The sequence below is a fragment of the Vibrio sp. McD22-P3 genome, from assembly GCF_021568915.1.
Taxonomy (GTDB): domain Bacteria; phylum Pseudomonadota; class Gammaproteobacteria; order Enterobacterales; family Vibrionaceae; genus Vibrio; species Vibrio mediterranei.
On sequence record NZ_JAKGTN010000001.1, the window covers coordinates 354,856 to 374,402 of the forward strand.

General features: G+C 43.5%; 17 protein-coding genes. All 17 read right to left on the bottom strand.

Going from position 1 to position 19,547, the window contains the following annotated elements; genetic code table 11:
* Position 1: 1 nt before the first annotated feature.
* The 17 genes from L2W36_RS01615 to L2W36_RS01695 all read right to left on the bottom strand — a co-directional run bounded on the left by L2W36_RS01615 (position 2) and on the right by L2W36_RS01695 (position 19,541).
* Positions 2-841 (bottom strand): ExeA family protein, encoded by an 840-nt coding sequence (locus L2W36_RS01615; RefSeq protein ID WP_236109162.1) that lies wholly within the window; start codon positions 839-841, stop codon positions 2-4.
* A gap of 41 nt (positions 842-882) precedes the next feature.
* Positions 883-2,556 (bottom strand): pilus (MSHA type) biogenesis protein MshL, encoded by a 1,674-nt coding sequence (gene mshL / locus L2W36_RS01620; protein ID WP_198558236.1) that lies wholly within the window; start codon positions 2,554-2,556, stop codon positions 883-885.
* 15 nt (positions 2,557-2,571) lie between these two features.
* On the bottom strand, positions 2,572-2,898 hold the full coding sequence (locus L2W36_RS01625) for a hypothetical protein (RefSeq protein ID WP_006070989.1): 327 nt from the start codon (positions 2,896-2,898) through the stop codon (positions 2,572-2,574).
* Positions 2,891-3,541, bottom strand: a complete 651-nt coding sequence (gspM, locus tag L2W36_RS01630; protein WP_236109163.1) for a type II secretion system protein GspM — start codon at positions 3,539-3,541, stop codon at positions 2,891-2,893. Before gspM ends, L2W36_RS01625 begins: the two co-directional genes overlap by 8 nt.
* A complete protein-coding gene (locus tag L2W36_RS01635; RefSeq protein WP_236109164.1) occupies positions 3,538-5,046 on the bottom strand; it encodes an MSHA biogenesis protein MshI in 1,509 nt (502 codons plus the stop codon). The genes gspM and L2W36_RS01635 overlap by 4 nt, the downstream gene beginning before the upstream one ends.
* Before the next feature lie 12 nt (positions 5,047-5,058).
* Positions 5,059-7,050, bottom strand: coding sequence for an RNase E specificity factor CsrD (csrD, locus tag L2W36_RS01640; protein ID WP_006070984.1), 1,992 nt, complete (start codon positions 7,048-7,050; stop codon positions 5,059-5,061).
* Positions 7,051-7,596: 546 nt separating this feature from the next.
* Positions 7,597-8,370, bottom strand: coding sequence for a DUF1883 domain-containing protein (locus L2W36_RS01645; protein WP_236109165.1), 774 nt, complete (start codon positions 8,368-8,370; stop codon positions 7,597-7,599).
* 44 nt (positions 8,371-8,414) lie between these two features.
* Positions 8,415-9,107 (bottom strand): hypothetical protein, encoded by a 693-nt coding sequence (locus tag L2W36_RS01650; RefSeq protein ID WP_236109166.1) that lies wholly within the window; start codon positions 9,105-9,107, stop codon positions 8,415-8,417.
* Positions 9,107-9,715 carry a TIR domain-containing protein gene (locus L2W36_RS01655; protein WP_236109167.1) on the bottom strand — a complete coding sequence of 203 codons (609 nt, stop codon included), beginning with the start codon at positions 9,713-9,715 and terminating at the stop codon, positions 9,107-9,109. The genes L2W36_RS01650 and L2W36_RS01655 overlap by 1 nt, the downstream gene beginning before the upstream one ends.
* Positions 9,716-9,827: 112 nt before the next feature.
* A complete protein-coding gene (locus L2W36_RS01660) occupies positions 9,828-10,241 on the bottom strand; it encodes a helix-turn-helix domain-containing protein (protein ID WP_236109168.1) in 414 nt (137 codons plus the stop codon).
* 216 nt (positions 10,242-10,457) lie between these two features.
* Positions 10,458-12,656, bottom strand: a complete 2,199-nt coding sequence (locus tag L2W36_RS01665; RefSeq protein WP_236109169.1) for an ATP-dependent DNA helicase — start codon at positions 12,654-12,656, stop codon at positions 10,458-10,460.
* Positions 12,653-13,138, bottom strand: a complete 486-nt coding sequence (locus tag L2W36_RS01670) for a VPA1267 family protein (RefSeq protein ID WP_236109170.1) — start codon at positions 13,136-13,138, stop codon at positions 12,653-12,655. Before L2W36_RS01670 ends, L2W36_RS01665 begins: the two co-directional genes overlap by 4 nt.
* Before the next feature lie 7 nt (positions 13,139-13,145).
* Positions 13,146-13,565, bottom strand: a complete 420-nt coding sequence (locus tag L2W36_RS01675) for a hypothetical protein (RefSeq protein ID WP_236109171.1) — start codon at positions 13,563-13,565, stop codon at positions 13,146-13,148.
* 5 nt (positions 13,566-13,570) lie between these two features.
* The gene (locus L2W36_RS01680) at positions 13,571-15,943 is read right to left on the bottom strand and encodes an integrase (protein ID WP_236109172.1); all 2,373 of its coding nucleotides are present in this window, start codon (positions 15,941-15,943) and stop codon (positions 13,571-13,573) included.
* Positions 15,936-17,489, bottom strand: coding sequence for a site-specific integrase (locus L2W36_RS01685; protein WP_236109173.1), 1,554 nt, complete (start codon positions 17,487-17,489; stop codon positions 15,936-15,938). Before L2W36_RS01685 ends, L2W36_RS01680 begins: the two co-directional genes overlap by 8 nt.
* A complete protein-coding gene (locus tag L2W36_RS01690) occupies positions 17,490-18,815 on the bottom strand; it encodes a tyrosine-type recombinase/integrase (RefSeq protein ID WP_236109174.1) in 1,326 nt (441 codons plus the stop codon).
* Between the two features lie 174 nt (positions 18,816-18,989).
* Complete coding sequence (locus tag L2W36_RS01695) at positions 18,990-19,541, bottom strand: single-stranded DNA-binding protein (RefSeq protein ID WP_006070982.1); 552 nt, start codon at positions 19,539-19,541, stop codon at positions 18,990-18,992.
* Positions 19,542-19,547 lie beyond the last annotated feature (6 nt).

The window sequence follows — 19,547 nt, forward strand, 5'->3', positions numbered from 1 at the left end:
GTTATTTCCATCCCCAGAGTACTGGGTATTTGAATATCGGCTTGGTGGCATCAAAAGTATCTTTTATCGCCAGATACAAGTGGCGGTTTAATACCTGCTGGCTGTTGTCACCAAACGCTAACAACAGTGTTTTATGGCAAATTTGGTGCACTAATCTTGGAACGCCTTTACTTGCTCGCCATATGGCAGCGAGTTGATGATGACTGAACAGATGTTCTTCACGTCCAGCGCTCATCGTTCTCTGCTGGACATAAGCAAAACACTCAGCTTTTGCCATAGCACGCAATGTGGCACTGAAGGTGATTCGCTGTCTAAATTGCCTTAGGTGATGCTGTTCAAGTCGCGTATCCAATTCGGGCTGCCCAAACAGCACTAAGTGCATCAATTTGCTGTCTTCGGTTTCTAGATTTCCTAATAAACGAAGCGTCTCTAGTGCTTCATCAGATAAGGCCTGAGCTTCATCAATCAAAGCTACTACTGGTCGCTTGGACTGTTTGGCTTCGATAAGTTTTTTCTGAATATCTTCGAGCAACGTATGTTGCTGGCATTGCTCTATGCCAAGTTCTTTAGCAATAGCAATTCTTAACTCAGCACCGGACAACACCGGATTGGGCAGATAAACTAAGCTGTAATCAGCCTCGAGCTGTTTGATTAACATTCGGCAGACTAAGGTTTTTCCAGTACCTACTTCGCCCGTGACTTTGAGGACTCCTTCACCAAGTGCCACGCCCGCCGTCACAGTCTGTATCGCCTCATAATGCGGCGACAGACCAAAAAACAGCGCAGTATTGGGCGTCAGCGCAAATGGGTATTGCTCAAATCCGAAATAGTCTAAGTACACCGTTTATCGTTCCAATCGCTTCAACTCAAACGTCAAGCCTTTTAATCTTCAGGGAACCACTCGTTAAGTAAGTCACGAGAACGCTCAACTTCTTTCTGCCATGTATTCACGCCAACAACAGTCGGACGTAGCAAGATGACCAACTCCGTCTTCTCTGTCACGTTTTGCGTATTTCTAAACAAGTGCCCCAGTGCAGGGATATCCCCAAGATATGGCACTTTAGAGACCATTTCAGTAGTTGCTGATTTCATCAGGCCACCAATCACCACAACGTCGCCGTCAGCTGCACGGATAACAGAATCTGATTCACGAATAGAGCTTTTCGCTAGCGGCACAATGATAGAATCCCCTAACACTTCTATCTCTTTTTTCTCTTCTTGAACTTCAATAACCGCAGGATGAACATGCAGCAGAACATTACCTTTTTCATCAATTTGCGGCGTCACGTCCAAAGAAATACCCGAGAAGAAGGGGGTTAATTCAACTTGAGGCGCTACGTTGGCATTTTCACCAGAACCAATTACCGTTGAGATATCAGTAACGAAGTACTCATCGGTACCCACTTTGATAACCGATTTTTGGTTGTTGGCGGCGGTGATTCGAGGACTAGAAAGGACATTGAGATCGCCTTGCGTCGCCATAAAGCTCAATACGGCTTCAAAGTGTCCGTCCGTAATGGTCACGTTAGTTTGCCCACCTAACAGGGTGCCAATCTGATTTAAAGGTGGTACTGGGTTTTGTGCTGGTCGGGAGATAGATACACCACCACTACCAATTGCCGCACCAATATTGCTCCAGCTAATGCCTTGTTGATAACCGTCGCTCAGCGTTACTTCTAGAATCTTTGCTTCCAGAATCACTTGACGATGAAGTCGCTGCTGCGACATATCTAAAAATTCTCTAACCTGACGAATTTCATCGGGATAAGCGCGTAACGTAAGTAAACTGGCTTGAGGGGTAACCACTACACTGCGGCCGTCACCAGTACCTATCAACTTACTCACTGCTTGCTCAAGCGCAGGCCAGAAATCACTTTCACTAGTGGTTTCAATGCGGGTACCACCTTGCTCATTATTGTTGCTATTGCCACCATTAACGTTATTTGAGTTCGATGAACTGGACGAGCTCGAACTTGAGCTGTTCGAGTTCGAGTTATTGTTTGAATTACTGCTATTGTTGTTATTGCTCGAATCTCTGCTGGAGATGGTTCCAGTCGTGATCGAGGTTAATGAGCGACCTGAACGTTTGAACTGCAAGTAATCCACTGGAATAGAAACTGTGCGTAAGCCCGCTGGATACACTTGGATGATTCGACCTTTTTTCTCAATGTCATAACCATACATATCACTAACGTTATCCAGCACTTCATCTAACGTCACATCACTCAAGTTAGCAGTAATTTTACCCGATACACTCGGGTGAATAGACACGCTGTACTCAGTTCCTTTTACCAAACTGGTGAAAAATGCTTTGGCTTCAACACCATTGGCTTGCACTCGGAAACGCTTCAGCGTTCGGCTCGAATGTGAGCCTGCCTGAGTGTCTAGCTCAGGCATTAGGTCGGCTTCCACCGTTGGGGGCAACTCATCTAGGCTCTTGTTATTCGCATTGTTTACCGATTCATTGAGACTTTGCTTTATTTCAACCGGATCTCGATGTCCCATTGAACATCCCACCAATGCTGCGATACATATACCGACTACTACCTTACGCATCATATTCTTATAGCCTTAGTTTTTTACGTCCATCGCAAATAAGCCAAGTTTCCACTGCTTGCCTGCGCGCTGAAGGAGGAGATTTTCACTGTTGATATTGACGACTTTGTAACCGTTAATGACATCACCTTTTTCAACCACTTTGTCATTCATCACGGCTGAACACGGCATTGCCTGTTCGCAAACAATGCTTTGCAATTTCGGCAATCGGTACACCACTTTTTTCTTCGGTTTCGTTTGTACTTGTGTTGGCTGCGCCCACCCTAAAGGTGCAGTGGGATCTTGGGTCGCCCACGAAGACATGGAAACACTCAATAAGGCGATAAATATTGCTCTAACCACCAATAAACTCCTTGCGAGTGCCCAGTGTGTACACTTCTAAAATCAAGCGAGCTTTGGGATGTTTTTCCACATCATATTTAAAGCTACGCCAATAATATTTAACCGGCATTTGCTCCAACTCAGACAGATATTTGGCGATAGCAAAATAGTTACCCGTCAATTCAATCTTAACCGGATGAACGAAGTAACCGGAGTACTCACTTGCTCCATCAGTGCCAGTAATAGGCTCTGGTGGTAGCGACTCAAGAGCGACAAGTTTCAAGCCTTGGCTCTTGCTTAACACCAATTCAAGCACGTTAGTCATTTGGACCGGTGAGATAAGATTATCCACCAATCCAGAGAGCTGTTCTGATAACGCTTGGCTCTCATCAATTAACTGATTGAACTCAAGATTAATGTCTTTGTCTGGATCTTGTTTAAGCTGGCTGCTCAATACTGAAAGCTGCCCTTCTAGTTCCATGTTTTCACTGGAAACTTGTTGAAGTTGTCGTTCCAAACGGCTCTTTTGCAATAAACTAGGCTCTAGCAACAGCAGATAAAGCATCATAGCCACAATGACGAAAGCACAGATTGAGAGTAACGATTTTTCTCTTGTACTTAAGGCGAGGAACTTCTGATCTAACTTCAGCCAATAGTCCTTCACTGCTGAGCCTCCAATACTTGTGTCGCATCCACTTTTTCACCCGCATTTACCACAGTATCTAGAGATCGATTTTCTGGACTGGTACGCAATTCAAATGTCACGACATCATTAGTATTACGACCAATTTTCAAGGTCTTAAAGGTTCTTCCAACCAGACTTTGCTCTTGCTTGAATTGCCCAACCCAGTTTGGAATCACACTGGCGTTTCGTGCTAATCCAGAAATATCAATATTGCTTTTATCAAGGTAAATATGTTGAATTGAAATGTCGTTTCTTCCCAACGTCGCAAGCGAGTTCATCACGCTTGAATAGCCAACTTGCTGCTCTTTGTCATAGTCATCTACCGCATCCAACGCGTCTTTTTTCGCGGCGATCTCCTGCTTTAAGCGCTCTACGGCGGCAACTTTAACCGGAGAAGGTCGATGTGACTCCAACGCCGCTTTTTGCTGGCTTAATTCATCGTGTAATGAGTCTGCGCGAGACTCCGATTGTGCTAGCTCGCTTTCTAATTGAACTGTTGAAACTGAAATATACCCATACACCGCAACAGCAGCTGTTACTGTCAGAGCCATTACAGACGCAACTCTAGTTAAGGTGAAATGTTCTTGTTTAGGCTTTAAATACGATGGATACAGGTTAACTGCTGGCCCTTCCAACTGCTCACTAGCAATTTGAGCTAATAACGCTCCAGACCACCCCGTACGCTCGGAAACGAGCGGCTTCACTTTGACATTCAATCGTGCAGTGAGTACTTCAGCCAGTTGGTTTTCCGATTCTTCATCACAGCAAACTTGCAACGCATGTACGCCACCTGTTTTTAATTGTGATGACAGATAATCAAGAGACCTTTGCAACTCAAGCGCTAAGCTGTCGACATCAAGCCCAATGGTTTCACCTTGAATAACAGGGCCAGAAACACTACGAATAGTTCGATGGAAAATCGGCAATTGTTCAACAAAAGCACTCACTCGATAATGATGAAAACGACTTCTTTGCAGTAAAACAGCGCTGTGACTCTCTTTTTGAGCTCTTGCCCAAAATAGCTCTTCTGGAATAACTTGAGACAGTTCCAATCCTAAGTTTTCTAATACACCACGAAGCTGTAACAGCCAGGATTTCTGAATCACATAGGCAGTTGTTTTATTCAAGCTTGGCAGCTCTAGACCATCGGCAACAATCTCAGTCACTCGCTCACTGATAACATCCTTTAATAAAAAAGGCAGAGCTTGAGGCCATTCAGATTTTGGTATTCTTGGCGTGTCTATTTGATAGGTATGATAAAGGTCGCTACCAATGACAACATTGACGCCTTGGCCCTTGGTTGCTTTGGGCTGCAGCAGTTGCTCAAGCGCCTTTTGCCAATTGTTGGCAGTAATATCACAGTTACTAACCTTAAGCTGTCCTTTCTCTGACAAAAAGACGCCGTCCGACTGCATAATAACTACCATTGGGGAAGTATTCGCTTGTTTCGACCTAAATCGAGCAACGATGTTTTTAAACGTCATAACATTTCCGCGTTAGGTTCTTTTCCAACGATTTCTTCGTCCAGGCTTTATCATTGCCGCTTTTGGCTTAGGATCTGGCATGAGTTGTGTTTCAGCTGCAAAATAACGTCCTTGACCACCGCTAACACCAAGATCAAGCAGCGTATGCCACTCTTTTTTATTTTCCACGCCTACGGCAATAACTTGTGTTTTGGAGTCCCCACAAGCACCAACCATGCTGCGAACAAACAATTGGTTTTCATCCCGTTGATCAATTTTCTTAATTAAGCTGCGATGCAACTTAAGATAATCTACTTTCAGATCTTTGATGTAATGAGTACTCACAATCGAACGACCAGCCTGACCTACGATTACCGTGCACCCTAAACCGGACAGCATTCTAACAACTGGACGAATATAGTCCAGATGTTGAACTAGTCTTGCTTCGGAAAATTCAAAGCTCAGTTGTGAGCGTACCGCGATAGGTAACTGCAACAACTCATCACGAAACCACTTAAAATAACCTTTGTTGGCAAATGGCACGACATAAAGATTGATAGAAATCGGTAGAATAGCCGGACTTTTCTTAATGTTTCGTAACACTTTATTGAGCACAGCACGATCAAAATTGGACTCGTAACCTACTTGAAGTAAAGCGGAATGGAATCGTGACGCTTTAACAATACCTCGTTCCGGATCTTCAATTCGTGCAAACAATTCTTTGTGAAGTACGTCGAGCTCCTTCCCTTTTTCGTACAAATAACAGGGCTGCGAAAAAATAAGTAGATTCTCAGGCAGAAGCGCTTTATCAAACAATGTACGCCAACGCACACTGCCACGCTCATCGAATTTTTGGACTTGCTTGCTAAATCGGCTCCAGTTATTCACCTTTTGCAGTTGAGCACTTTTCAGCGCCGTTTCTGCTTCTTCCATGATGCGCCCTTGGCGTTCACCTTCGGAATACATACTGACGCCAATGTGACACCAGTTCTCTTCATCAAGAGGCGTTGGCGGCGTGATCTTTTCAAGCTGACGAATACATTGGTTTGCTAGGTTAGCAACATCTTTGCTGCTTTGATGCGGAATAAATACGGCAAAATCGGCGTCATAGTAACGGGAGAAAATCACATCAGGATATTTCTGAACCGCGTTGGAAATCACTTCACCAACTTCCACGAGGAAGTCATCTGACGTTGATTTACCTTGAACCTCCTGTACTTGATCCCAGTCTTCGATTCGAAATAGCATAACACCGCCCTGAGCGCCGCTTTCATGTATCGCAGATTCTAGTTTGCTATCAAATAGCATTCGATTTGCACTGCCGGTCAATGGATCAAGGAAGGTTTGCGTGCGAATAAAGGTGTCGAATCGACTGCGCTCTTGGCGAGCATCTTGCAATTCTTCGATTAGAATGTCTAAAGCCTCACTAGCGGTATAAGGCCATTCTCTTTCATCTCCTTTAGCAAACTGCTCTACGCGACCACCTAAGATCATCCGGCCTCGTTCTTCCAATAACTCAGAGCCAACTAGCTGTTTACGAAGCCACTTCACCCCTTGCATTAGGCAAAAGACAATCAACCCAAAAGCTAAGGTGACCGACCACATGGCTTCAATGGAATAACGAACATCCAAATAAGGGGGCAGCGCGGTAAATTCGACGCGATAGCCATCATTACGCTCTAAATCAAAACCTTCTCGATACACAATGGTGCGATCTATAGTTGGAGAGGTGTTTTTGTATCGGTATACCACACCAGCTGAAGAGGTCAGCTGCATCTCAATGATATTACTGGCTTGCAGCATCTTAGGCATCCAACGCTGCATCATATAGGCTGCATCGGGGTCTTCTAATTCTTTATCGATAACTCGAACAATGCCAGCCAAGTGGTGATTGAGGTACTCTTGGCCCATCCTTTTAATGGATAGTGTTCCGCCAACAAACAGAATAAATACGGCACTCATGACAATTACTGTCACAAAAGCCACTAAGCGAGTGCTCAGTTTGAGGGTGGGAGTTTGCCTCATAGGTACTAAAGTCCTTTTTGAACCGATGATGTCATTAACGTTTGTCGTCCGAACTCAACTCGTTGATGCAACAAGAGAGATTCATGCGTACATTATATAAAATAAGCTATCGCGTTAACTGTTTGTTATATCAAATTTACTATAACCCGTTAAGCAACAAGCAATGCGTTGTCTCTAAGAAACAAAAAAAACCGCGAATTCATCGCGGCTTTTCTATGCAATAATCAAATAGAACTTAATTTGACTTGATATTCAGCACTGATTAGAATGGTTGTGGTGACCTTGGTGACTGACCGACCACCCCAACCCCTTGTCATATATACACCTTACTGAAAACCTAACAGTAAAATGTAACGAATTTCGTAAAGTTTCTTCTTTCAAGATGCAAAACTTTACAAAAAGATAGTCAGACAAGTCCATAATACAAGCTATTAGTTTAACATCATCGCACTATTGGATTACCAATTAATCTGTAAAGTACCACGTTGATCGTAGTTCAAGAATTCAATCACAATCAAGCCAAGAAACAATATGTAAATATAAATGCTATTTGTAGTCACTAGATTGAAGCAAATCCGAAATCTCCACTGCTATCTCATCGATTGTATGAGTCGCCGTACTTCTAGCAACTTTGTCGGCTAGTGACGGACTAAAATCGATCACCTGTTGCTTAGTAATATTATGCCAAATAGGCAATAGTATTTGCTCTCCGTTGACGTTCCTAGAAACCATCCCGTCAAGCTCATAATTAGTCCAGCCCTTTTTAATGAAAGACTCCGATAAAACGACAAGACCTACTCTACTGTTTGCGAGCCCTTTATCAATTTTTTGTCTTAAACTATCACCGATTCTCAATGTCATTTCATCGAACCAAACATCTAAGCCTTTCGATATAAGGGCATTCGCAAGCGGTCTCACAAACTCGTCTTTGTCTTCTGAGGCATGTGAGATAAAAACATCGTGTGTTACACCGCCAGATTCAACGGATGGAGGAATATTGTCACGAACTAAACTAGGGACATCAGTCAAAGGACGTTCTAGATAATCAGGCAAAGCTGAAGGTAACACTCTAACACCTGCACGAGTGCTACCTCTTAAACCCTGCATGTCTATAGCGACATGCCAGCGACCAGAATTGGGAATCGTTAATCTAATTGGGCTTCGTTTTGCTAATCCTCCGACATATCGATGCCTTCTCCCATTCTTATAAGAGTTGAAGTTACTGTTATCCATCAATCGCACGTTGGCGGCGGCAGTTAAGGTGACTTCAACGATTTCACCTCGGCTCCTAGTTCCTAAATCGTTATGAATAAACTGCAAAAGAGGCTCCTTATTGGTACTAGTTTCAAACAAGATTTTAGAAACTAACTTCTAACAATTTTCTTTAGTTCATGGGCAAACACAGCGAGTTTTGAGTTCACAGACTCTATATCAGATACAAGCTCATCATATAGGGGATACTTACGCTGTAACTCCTGTGGAGTAAGATCACTGTTTTGCTCTTCGTTTTGTGCATGAGAGTACCAAGCCCGATATCTTGCTTGCCATTCGGTAAGGTGAGGTCGTAAGCCTTCATTCAGCACCTTGGTTGAAATGTCTATTAGTTGCTCAATATCTACTTTTTCTCGTCCTCGTAACTTTTCAACAGGTATGGCACTTATTTGCTCGCGTACACATTGAAACAATGTATGCCAACTGTCGTACACTTCAACTATTACATCTTTATCGCGTTGAAATGGAATAGCAGCTTTGCGTGTTATCAGTTCTGTCCATATTTTGTGAGCTATTTTTTTATCTTCAGTGTTAGCTTTTATCTTAACTTCAGTACCCGTAAATGGTTCTTTTACTGTAATTTCATCAGTACTAAAACCTTTAAATTTAAGAGATATTTTTCTCAATAAAAAGGAAACCACCAACACGACTATAACTAGAGCGATAGATAGGGGAAGATTTAGGTTTAAAGCAGTGCTGAGACCATCAACTGTAACCGATAAGATATTAAATTCCCACGTTTGTGTACCGCTTATTGCTTGTCCAGGGTCTAATTCAACAGTCATTAATGAGTAACCCCACAAACGTTACAAACACTGTTGTTTTTCATCATTTCGCTCGCATTTGATATCAGATGAGACCTTTCAGTTCGAGATCTGTATGCTTCTTCGATCCAACCTCGAAGTTCATCAGCGCTGTTCGGGTAACGATAAAAAGGTGCGTAACAATCAACATTATCTTGATTCCAGTTTGCCGCAAATCTTGGTGGTATAAACTTCGTTGAGTTCATCTTACATAGATTAATCGCCATCAGACCGTGTGGAAGTTGCCCTCCAACACCTCCTCTCTGCAAAGAAGCTTTAATCTCCCAATCAACATAACGACGGCTATGAGTACAATTTCCTAACAAAACTATTGTGACAGTTGAATGCCCAAAGTATCGATTACGGATCTGTTGCATTACATATGCAGGGTTAGTGCTGTTAATGATATCGTCCGTAAACCTTTGGCCCTCAGCTAACATGCACGGTGTAAAAACATTTAACTCACGACCAAACACCCGAACAAATTCGTTTACGGCGTATTGATCGCCATGATAGTAAGATATGAAAACATTTCGTTTTATCGACCGCTGGTACATTCCGCCACCTAATAATCCATTGTATATACTCACGCTCACCTCCGCGCTGGAATTTTATACAACTATACACCAATCAACACTCTGCATATAGCCCTTAACTACTTGTAAAAAATGCTTAATTTGCATAGTCACGTGATGTTCTAACTTATTCGTCCGCTAACAACTTCTCAATTTGACGTATGAGCAAACTATCTTCATGTGAAACCTGATACCTTCTAAGAATTAGCAATAAGGTTTCGGTAGCAGTCCTAAACCGAGCAACATCCCCATCTTTAAATTCCTCTCTAATATCAGATGGCTTACACTTTAGCGCTTCAGAGAGTTTCAAAAGTGACTTACGACCAATCGGAGTCTTACCGTTTAGGTATTGAGAGAAGTTTCCTTGACTCCATCCTAAACGACAGTTAGCAAACTCTTCTTGTGTCAGTTTGTTATTTCTCTTGTATTGCAACCACAAGTTTTTAAGATTCTGAGCAGCACGTATATCCAACTCTCTTTGGAACTCGACTGTTTGGAGTGGGACAGGACAGAGCACCTGTCTATTTGCCAGCTTATTCATACTTAACCCTCTATAAATTAAACACAAAGACACTTTGCCCAAAACCAAGCGGTAAACCGCTTGAAAGGAACAATAGTCTTGCTTCTAACATAGTTAAGAATTCTTAAACTGATTAAGAAACGCTAAGAATTGGATAATTCTAGACACTTGCCAGTATTAAATCGTCTCGCAAGCTCGCTTGGTTTAACACCGTCAAGCGCCATGCTTATAAAAGCTTTACAAGACTTGCTCTGACAACAGTTCCAACTCTTGAAGCAAAAGTTGTTTGAGGTATGTATCACGCTTATCTGCTTCACTACATCGATTGACAGCATCCTCAAAGTCTTTCTTAGCTCCAACTAGTTCGATTTTGACCTCGGCTCTAGTCAGAGCTGTATAGATCCATGAATTGTCGAGCATCTTACTATCGGTCAGTGGCACAATAATCCGTTTAAACTGACTTCCCTGAGCCTTGTGCAAAGAAATGGAGTAAGAGAGTTTTAGTGAATCCAGTAGGTCAACAGTCAGTGGAATCATTTCTCCAGTATCGATGAGCACATCAGCTAGACTAACTTCTCCATCATCAACTTCCACTTTCGGTGTACCAACATTTAGCAACCTCCCTAAAGTACCGTTCTGGACTCCACGTTCCCAATTATTCTCAACGAAGATAACAGGATCATTTTCACGTATATCCAGGTAGTTAGGAATACCATTAACAACGAACTCCAACCTCGTACCGTGAGGGTTATAAAGCTGCTGACAGAGACTATTAATAGCGTCAATACCGCCATTGCCACTATACATGGCTGAGATGATTTGAGTCTCAGAAGGACTCTCAGCATATAGATTGCCCACAAGATCGTTGAGCCCCTCAGAGGTACACTGATGGAACACGATATTGTCGTTAAACATGCTAATATCAGGTACAGCCCGCTCAATTATTCTCTCAGTGAACTCAGGAATACCTGTACTGCCTTTTTGACGTTTTACAATATCTAACGTCACTGTAGGGACTATATTCACCGTCTCATGAAGCACGAGTCCTGCGGCAATAGGGGCTAACTGCTTAGGATCACCAACTAACAAGAACCTTACCCGTGATGAGGTGTTGCTTACCAGACTAAACATTGTTGCCAAATCAACCATCGAAGCTTCATCAATAACGATTAGAGCACGTTCTCCTAATGGATTGCTCTCAAGCTCCTTCAGAAAGCCTGTGATAGTTCTTGCTGGGTAGCCAGTTGCCTCATTGATCCTCTTCGCCGCCCGACCACTAAGAGCCATTGCTCGAATGTCAGTCCCTAATGCTTGGTATGCCCGAAGAACGACATTGAGTACAGTGGTCTTACCCGTACCAGCCCCACCTGCAATAATTGATAGCCCATGGGACAACGCACTCCGAACAGCCTCTTTCTGCCTGTCAGTTAGGAGAAAAGTCTGCCCTTTTAGGGCTTTATCTAAGGCGAAATCATAATGATGCGTCCATATCGTTCTTGTGGATAATTTTGCAAACCTCCTTGCTACAGTCTGCTCCATTATCCATTGCCCAATACTATGGTAATAACCTTTATCACTCATAATGAAAGCTGTATTTTCATAGCCTGCCATAAGTGCTTGAGCAGCCAACTCCCTAGTGCCGAGTAGTGACTCCACATGAGGCATCAGATTTTCATTCTTGGACACTGTATGCCCTTCATGCATCCTTACTAGTAAAGCCTGCTCAACAGCTCCTCGGAGCCGAACGTAATCATCAGGAGCTAAACCGAAATACTCTTGTGCAAGCTGATCAGCCTGATGAAACTTAAGTCCAAAACTAATTAGCCTGTAGGGATCTTCCTCTATGGCGTAAATCGCATTTGCCTTATGGTACTTAATAATATTTCGTGCAACCCCCGAAGGAATTTGGTGCTTGTCGAACCATGCAATTTGCTTGAGGTTTTCGTATCGCTCCCACCCAGAAATCAGGGTCTCCGCAGCAACCTCAGTAATCCCTCGAACAAACGTAAGCTTTTCAACATCCTTGTTTTCTAAGTGCTCATACACGCCTGCTTGATACTTAATCCACAGCTTCCGAGCGAGCGTCTCCCCTATGCCTACAAAGTGTGGTTCCTTTGAAACAAAGTTAGTAAAAAGGTTTTCGGTTTCAGGGATAATGAGGCGAACACTCTTGGCCTTTATGAAAATATCAAGAAGCTCAGCACCTCCTCGAACCACTTCAGTAGTCGTGGTTTCCTTAGCACTCACCTTCCAGATTTGACCGATAGCAGGCTCAACAGGCATGGCGGTATCCTGAATTTTAATGCGGTAGTATTTACGAGCCGAAACACGGTCACCATGACCGTCAACTGCAACTGCACCCAGGACATAGGCATCTTCCGTCTCATAACCCATGGATGTTATGCGAAATAGACCTCGGCCTTTATCGTCCTTCACCGTGGAAGCACTCCCGTTCCTGATAGTACCTCAGAAAGCTCCTCATACCGCTCAAGTCGCCCCCTTAACCTGCTAATTTCAGCATCCTTGTCCAAACATTTCTTTTTGAGGCTCTCTACCTCAACGCTAAGGCGTTTGAGTTGCTTAAGTGACTGGTCGTAAGGGATATACTCTGCCTCTACCTTAGAATCACTCTCACGCCCTTTAGGGAGGAATTCCTTTGGTGTTTCCCTTAAAGCAGCTAGTTGTTTTTTCCCTCTGAGCTCCTCCTCCCAATCAAGCAAAGCCTTTTTAACAAGGTGGTTGTCGTTAAGAGTGCTTTTAGCAATCCCCACACGCTTAGAAACTTCAGTCCTATTGAGCTTTGCGCCACGGCTCATTGCCGCAACATCAGCAGCAGACTGAGTTTCTCTCCACGATATAAATTTAGCCAAGCTTTCATCCGCTTGAGAGGCTTGCTCTTCCTTGATTGATTTACTCATTAACCACTCACTTTTTCTGTTTAGTTTCCAGTGGCTCGTTTAGTTGCTCAATAGAAATCCCGTGCTGGGTGGCGTTGTACAACCAAGTATGGAATTGTTCTAGGAGTTGACTATTCTCTGCCTCAAGCCGTTGAATAGTTCGCTCCTTTTTTTCTAACTGGTCAGCCGCAGCCTTCAAACTAGAAGGTAGGTGCCTATTGCGAGCAGCAACAGCTTTCGGGGAGTTTCCAGAAACGAGCTTCTTAACCTCTGTATATGCACGCTTGATACGAGACTGTTTCTGCAATGTCTGCCTTGTAGTCGTGAGTTTATAATCATGTGCAACAGCCTCAACCAACTTATCCCATGTAAGCTTTGCGTCAGTAGGCCAGTCATCCAAGAGCTCGCAAACGTTGCTAATATCAGTGTCTGTTAGGTGTTTAGCCACAATAATTAGTCCTCAAAGAAATCCATTACATCCATTTCGTCTAAAGCATCAAGATCATCGAATAGTTCATCATCAAATGACTCTGGAATGCTCTCAATGCCAATCATTTCATCAACAGTAACCCTCTGGGTCTTTTGAGTCGCTTTGATTCGTTGGTAGTTTTCAATATTTGGTAGGCGCTTTTTACCATTGGCATCCATAGCCCGATCTAGTTGAGTGACATCCTCCACGTTAAGTAGCCTGATAAGGGAGCCATCCTCGATGTTTGGGTCTTCCATCATGGTAAGTAGTTGCTCACAGCGCTCCGTGGTCATCTTCCTACGCTCGTAGAACTGCCTAGCTCCCTGAACTCCATCATCGACAGCCCTCTTGTCCATCTTGAGAAGTTTCCTTTCATCTTTGAGACGCTTACGGATACGCTCACACTTACCGTCATCACCTTTCTCGCAGACCTGTTTATCACAGTTGATGCAGTCTCTATACTTAGTACAGGGCTCTGCCATGTATGAAGTAACACACATACCGAACTCGTTAGTATGTGCTGTCAACGAAGCCTTAGTATTCAGCTCTTGAAGTGTACGGGGGGTCGCTACCTGCACCTGAATTTGCGTCGTCCTTGTTGTTTGACTGACCAGCAAGCCCTGTGAAACCATCTCTTTTTCTCGCTCTTCAATAAAGTCAGCCCCATATTCTTCAGGCGTTGTGTGGTCGTAATAACGATTGTGCTTAGGGTCACTACGCATCGCCCACTTAGCTCGTTGCTCGCCATCCATCCCATTCACTGCTGCCATAGTGTCCAGCATATGACGGATCTGGTGAGAGGTTATTTTCAAGTCTCCATGCCCCCAACGCTGGAAAATCGAACGCGAACCCGCTTGTACCTTACCTGTCACTCTGTTCTTTTTTTTCGACGGGGCAAGGTCTTCATTCAACGTATTGATAGTTGGAATGTAAAGCTCAGTAGTTATGTTTGATTTTGTAGTATCTAAACAATTGGCAAACCCTGCATACAAAGATTCTGACCACTTGAGCCTTACGTGCCCGTTACCTTTGCCGAATGGTATATAAGGGAAGCCCTCTGGCAGGTCATTTCTTAGTATCAAATTTAAATCTTGGAGCGTGACTTGATAATCTTTTCGCTCTACCCCTTTACGCCTTAAAAATGCGTTTCTAGACGATTGCCAACTTTTCCGATTATAGGCATCAGAAAGATCACCATACTTGGACATATCTAAGCCCAGTGCCATTGCAGCCTCGTCACAAGTCAAGAGTTGGTCTTCTGGCACGTTGGGACACAGTTCATGCCGAGGAAAATCCGCAGAACCTTCGAGTAACGTCGCAAACATTCGTGCAGGCTCTGACATTGTACGCAGACGCTCTACAGCAGTTTCGACAACGCCATACATACACGTAGGAATCCACTTGTGGGCGTGACCAAAATCCTTACCCGAATACCACTTTATTCCTTTAATTTGGATGGTTGCAGCAAGATCTAATTCGTCTCCATCAGCATCTTCTGTAACCGTTTCAGCATTGTCGAGTACAGTGCCCTCATCAGCCTCAAAAGCAATATTGTTTTCTTTCTGGTATTTAAGGATTTCCTTCACATCACCTTTGGTAAATCCATCTATTTTTAGCACTTCCCAAACTTTCAAATCATCAGTGTGAATGGGGTCAGAAAGCAAAAAAAATGGCTCTGAACCACGGTTAGGGGCTGCCATCAACAAACTCATGGTAGATATCGTGATAATATCTCTAGGGCTTAAGTCTTCATTTTTTTGTGCGTTTACAGAGGCAAGTGCTAATAGTGCATTCTCATCAGGCATTTTGTCCTGACGTCTCTTATCCGCATCATCACCCGTTGCATTCTCAGCAGGCTTTTTTAACCCACTTTTCCACTTAAATGGCTTCAGTAAATTATACTCAATCAAGAAATTGAGAAGGTTATTTAAACCACGCCCAGCTTGATAAGCAGCTCCAGCACTCAACGACTTCTTTGCAGCAAGCTGAGCCTCATTGAATGTCTTTGCAGTGAGCTTCGTGGTTTCAAAATCTTCCCCTTTGTGTAACTTTTGCCAGCCTGCATTAATTGCGCGTAAGGCTTGGAATTTAACGTTTAAACCTGCTTTAGTACCCCCACCATAGGTAACGTAAGCTTTTGCAAACGGAATAAGAGATTCATCCAGCAACTCTTCGGGATTTCTTTGTCGGCTACTGGCACCAAAAATGGTGAAGTTACCTACTTTAGGCCAGTAGTTTTCATCATAAACATACTTACCGTTCAGTGGTGCAATTTGACGCCCGAACGCAACAAAATCGGCTTGGTTTTTCGCATGTTCAAGCTCGTGTTTAGGTTTAAAAGTCAATACATCAGCCATTGTTATACTCTCTACATAGCTGGATTACTTGGCATACGGCTAGGATTGCACGATCATTGATTGATACGATTTGCATATCACCATTGGTGTCAGCTTTTAATCGCTCCCGTTCCTCTACTAGCCATTCAAGGATAAGGTGATGCGGCGCATGTGCCCATGGGCGAAATTTAGGACATAAATAGCAAGCAATAGGAGCATAATCTTGGCAGAAACTGTTTGAGCCACAAGAACCAACATCACAATCCTTTTCACGACAAGGAATACGCGCCGCTCCTGTATTTTCAGCATTGGCTTCATCCTCATCTTCAACCAGTTTACCAGCAAACGCGGAAGCATACCGAGCCAGCGGTTGGTTCATAATTTTGGAAATTTGAATGGCATGTTCAGGAGAATTGGCAACATAGACATGAACATTTTGCGTATCAGAATGGTCAAGTAAGTTGGCAATAGTAAGCGTTCCTGCTCCCTCTCTCGCTGCGCGAGTGCCTAAGGTATAGCGAAAGCGGTAGCTCGTTGACTTCAAAGGCTCTCCAGTTCGCTCACTGATAATCTTCAGCTTTTTGACTGCACCATTTAGCTTATTAGTCAGGTTACTCGTTTTAATATGAGGTAGCTCGGACTTTAGATAATCCAAAATAGCCTCTGAGTTTATTGATTGGATCTCTTCAATGGTGTCAACATCGACAAACAAAGGTAGTTCACCTTTTTCTTCAAGTGTCATTTTACGACCAAGGGCATTTTCCACTTTAGCTGTCTGTTCTTCAATATGTAGCTCGACAACCTGTGCGACCGAATTCACTAAGGCATAAGGCTTTAGGATACTGCGGAACTTCCCTCCACGAACCTTTGCTTTAGGGATCAGCACCACATACGTTGGAGAACCCGTGTAATCGGACGAATACGAAAAGTCTTTACATTTTATGGATGCGATCTGAACAGGACGACGACCTGAAGCTTTAAACATCGAGAGGCAAGCGTACTCATCCGTTCCCAACTCCCCTTCTGCATATCGATGGGCAGCATGTAAACCGATAGCCTCAAACTCTAAATCACTAAATGGCCCAGTTTCTGGATCGAGAGTAAGAACAGCAACCCCTTTGTCATTACCACCTAAACGCCATTGGTCAGTCAGCTTAAATACTGCATCACCGATGTGTTTATCCAATTTCAGGAATCGCATTTGTCGAAGCATTCCTCTTACAACCGATACCTTGTACCAGTCTTTTTTGGGCACTTTGTTTTTGAAGGATGCAAAACCTTTTTCAGTTAGACCGCTTTCCCCTGTAAGTCTTTGGTAAAGGCTTAACTGTTTTGCGATATTACTAGTATGGTTGGCTGATGAGGTTTCAGCATAAAACACTAAGGTCTCTCGAATGTCATCTTGTAACGGTTGAGAGAAGAGGTTTAAAAATTCCACCGACACTGTTACATCCCGATTGAGAGTCCATCGGCTTGACAAATAATCAAACTCAAAACCGTTGTGCGATACCGACGTCGTCACCTTGCTTTCGTTAGCAAAGTCAAAATTCACATCATAGTGATTCAATTACTCTTCTCCTGTCCAGAGGTCTTCATCTCGCTGCTGAACTATTGAATTTATAGTTGTTGAATGCTCTTCTTGAAGGTTTAGTGCCATTTCCATTGCGCGTTTGTCTTCATGTCTTCGGGCGTAAAGTTTTGCCATCTTGGAGTTTTCGTCCCAACCCATTAATTTTTGCCTATCAGCTTCTGATTTCTTTTCCGTTGTTTTGCCTTCAGCAATGCGTTTATCCACGTAAGCACTGAACTCATCGTTCCATGTATGACGCGTTCCATGAGGGTCAATTGAAAAGCCGACTACTTCAGAAATCTCTCGAAAAATCTTATTTACCTGAGCTAAGGATAAGGCTGCGTTGGTTTGTGTCTTGTGATTGTGGGTGACAAACAGATACTCGATATGTTCAGAACCAGTAGCATTCGGACGATGATGGATAAGGTAATTTTGATACATATCTACCAATCGTTTATCCATTGGCACAAATCGCCCTTTTGTCTTTCCTTCGGGTCTGCGCTTACGTTTATCAGTATTGTCTGTTTGAGAGCGGATCATCACGAAGTGACGACCGTCCTTGTCACGCTTCCTGATATCTGATGGGTGGTCGTCTGTTTTGACCCTAATCTTGAGCAACTCCCCACGCCGACAGCCAATGGCAAAAAGCATATTTACGATAAGCTGGTTACGATATCGAAGAGATTCTGATTTCCATGGGTTCTCCGAAGAGTCTGGGTGAACCACATCAAGGACTCGTATTTTTTGAATTGGCTTTAGAGAGCGCCAATCATCCCAATCAAGGTCTTCGTCGCTAGTACCAAACTTATCTCCCCTGATTTTTTTTAATTCCACCTCAGCCGTAGAATCCTTAGAAGGAAACAACTCTTCTTCTAACCAGCCAATAAACTTCGCAAACACAGTTAATCGGTTGTAGGTGGTGTGAGGGGATATGTCACCCTCAGGGTTGACGACGACGTTAGCTCTTGCCGTTTCGAGTTTGTTTTTCTTGATGCTCACGACATTGGAGAGTTCATGTCTCGCAACCATTTCGCGGAATGATTCGACTTTAAGCTTCGAGTGCTTTTTGATGTTCTCAAAATCTTTGTTTGTCAGAAAATCGCCTGTCTTGCATCGTTCGATTAGATCTATTTTTTCGAGCTGACAAATTTCTTCCAAAAAGCAAAGGTGCTCAAAAACGCGATAGCAGGTGTTACTTGCTTTAGATTCATTTCGGTAATGCAGGGTGACAAAGAGGTTTTGGTAAGGCAACGGCATACCATCATCCCCCAATAGAATTGAGTAGCTTTCCCCACTCGCCATTTGAAATGCTTTTACCTTCATAGCCGCCCTCCAACCCACCAAAACTTAACAAAAAACCAAGGTAACACCGAACCACAAAAACAGCATAAAAAAAGTTTACAGAAGTTACAACACTTACTGTAAACTTTTCATACAAACCTTTGTTATATTTGACTTAAATCATCAAACTTAACAAAACTAGGTCTCAGGTAATCCTCAAAACGGGATATCGTCATCGAAGTCCATTGGTGGCTCATTGTACTGCGGCTGCTGTTGAGCAGGTTTTTGCTGAGCTGGTTGTTGTACAGGTTGTTGAGGCTGTCCCCAACCCTGTTGTTGAGGAGCTTGCTGCTGCATGCCACCACCTTGGTTCATGCCGCCTTGCATACCACCCTGCATAGGAGCACCACCACCTTGGCGACCACCTAGCATTTGCATCACGCCGTTGAAGCCTTGAACAACAACTTCCGTTGTGTAGCGGTCTTGACCACTTTGATCTTGCCACTTACGAGTTTGCAGTTGACCTTCAATATAAACTTGAGAGCCCTTACGCAGATATTCACCAGCAACTTCCGCTAGTTTGCCAAACAGAGCAACGCGGTGCCACTCAGTTTTTTCACGCTGCTCGCCTGTCGCTTTATCACGCCAAGATTCAGAGGTTGCGATTGTAATATTCGCCACGGCACCGCCGTTTGGCATGTAACGAATTTCTGGGTCGTTACCTAAGTTACCCACTAGAATGACTTTGTTTACTCCACGGCTTGCCATGTTTTG

What these genes read in the sequence shown, in the direction of transcription:
- L2W36_RS01650 (WP_236109166.1), bottom strand. Translation starts at nt 9,107, where the DNA reads ATGACTGTTGAATTAGACCCTGGACAAGCAATAAGCGGTACACAAACG.
- L2W36_RS01690 (WP_236109174.1), bottom strand. Translation starts at nt 18,815, where the DNA reads ATGAAGGTAAAAGCATTTCAAATGGCGAGTGGGGAAAGCTACTCAATT.
- L2W36_RS01695 (WP_006070982.1), bottom strand. Translation starts at nt 19,541, where the DNA reads ATGGCAAGCCGTGGAGTAAACAAAGTCATTCTAGTGGGTAACTTAGGT.
- L2W36_RS01670 (WP_236109170.1), bottom strand. Translation starts at nt 13,138, where the DNA reads ATGAGTAAATCAATCAAGGAAGAGCAAGCCTCTCAAGCGGATGAAAGC.
- mshL (WP_198558236.1), bottom strand. Translation starts at nt 2,556, where the DNA reads ATGCGTAAGGTAGTAGTCGGTATATGTATCGCAGCATTGGTGGGATGT.
- csrD (WP_006070984.1), bottom strand. Translation starts at nt 7,050, where the DNA reads ATGAGGCAAACTCCCACCCTCAAACTGAGCACTCGCTTAGTGGCTTTT.
- L2W36_RS01635 (WP_236109164.1), bottom strand. Translation starts at nt 5,046, where the DNA reads ATGACGTTTAAAAACATCGTTGCTCGATTTAGGTCGAAACAAGCGAAT.
- L2W36_RS01660 (WP_236109168.1), bottom strand. Translation starts at nt 10,241, where the DNA reads ATGAATAAGCTGGCAAATAGACAGGTGCTCTGTCCTGTCCCACTCCAA.
- L2W36_RS01680 (WP_236109172.1), bottom strand. Translation starts at nt 15,943, where the DNA reads ATGGCTGATGTATTGACTTTTAAACCTAAACACGAGCTTGAACATGCG.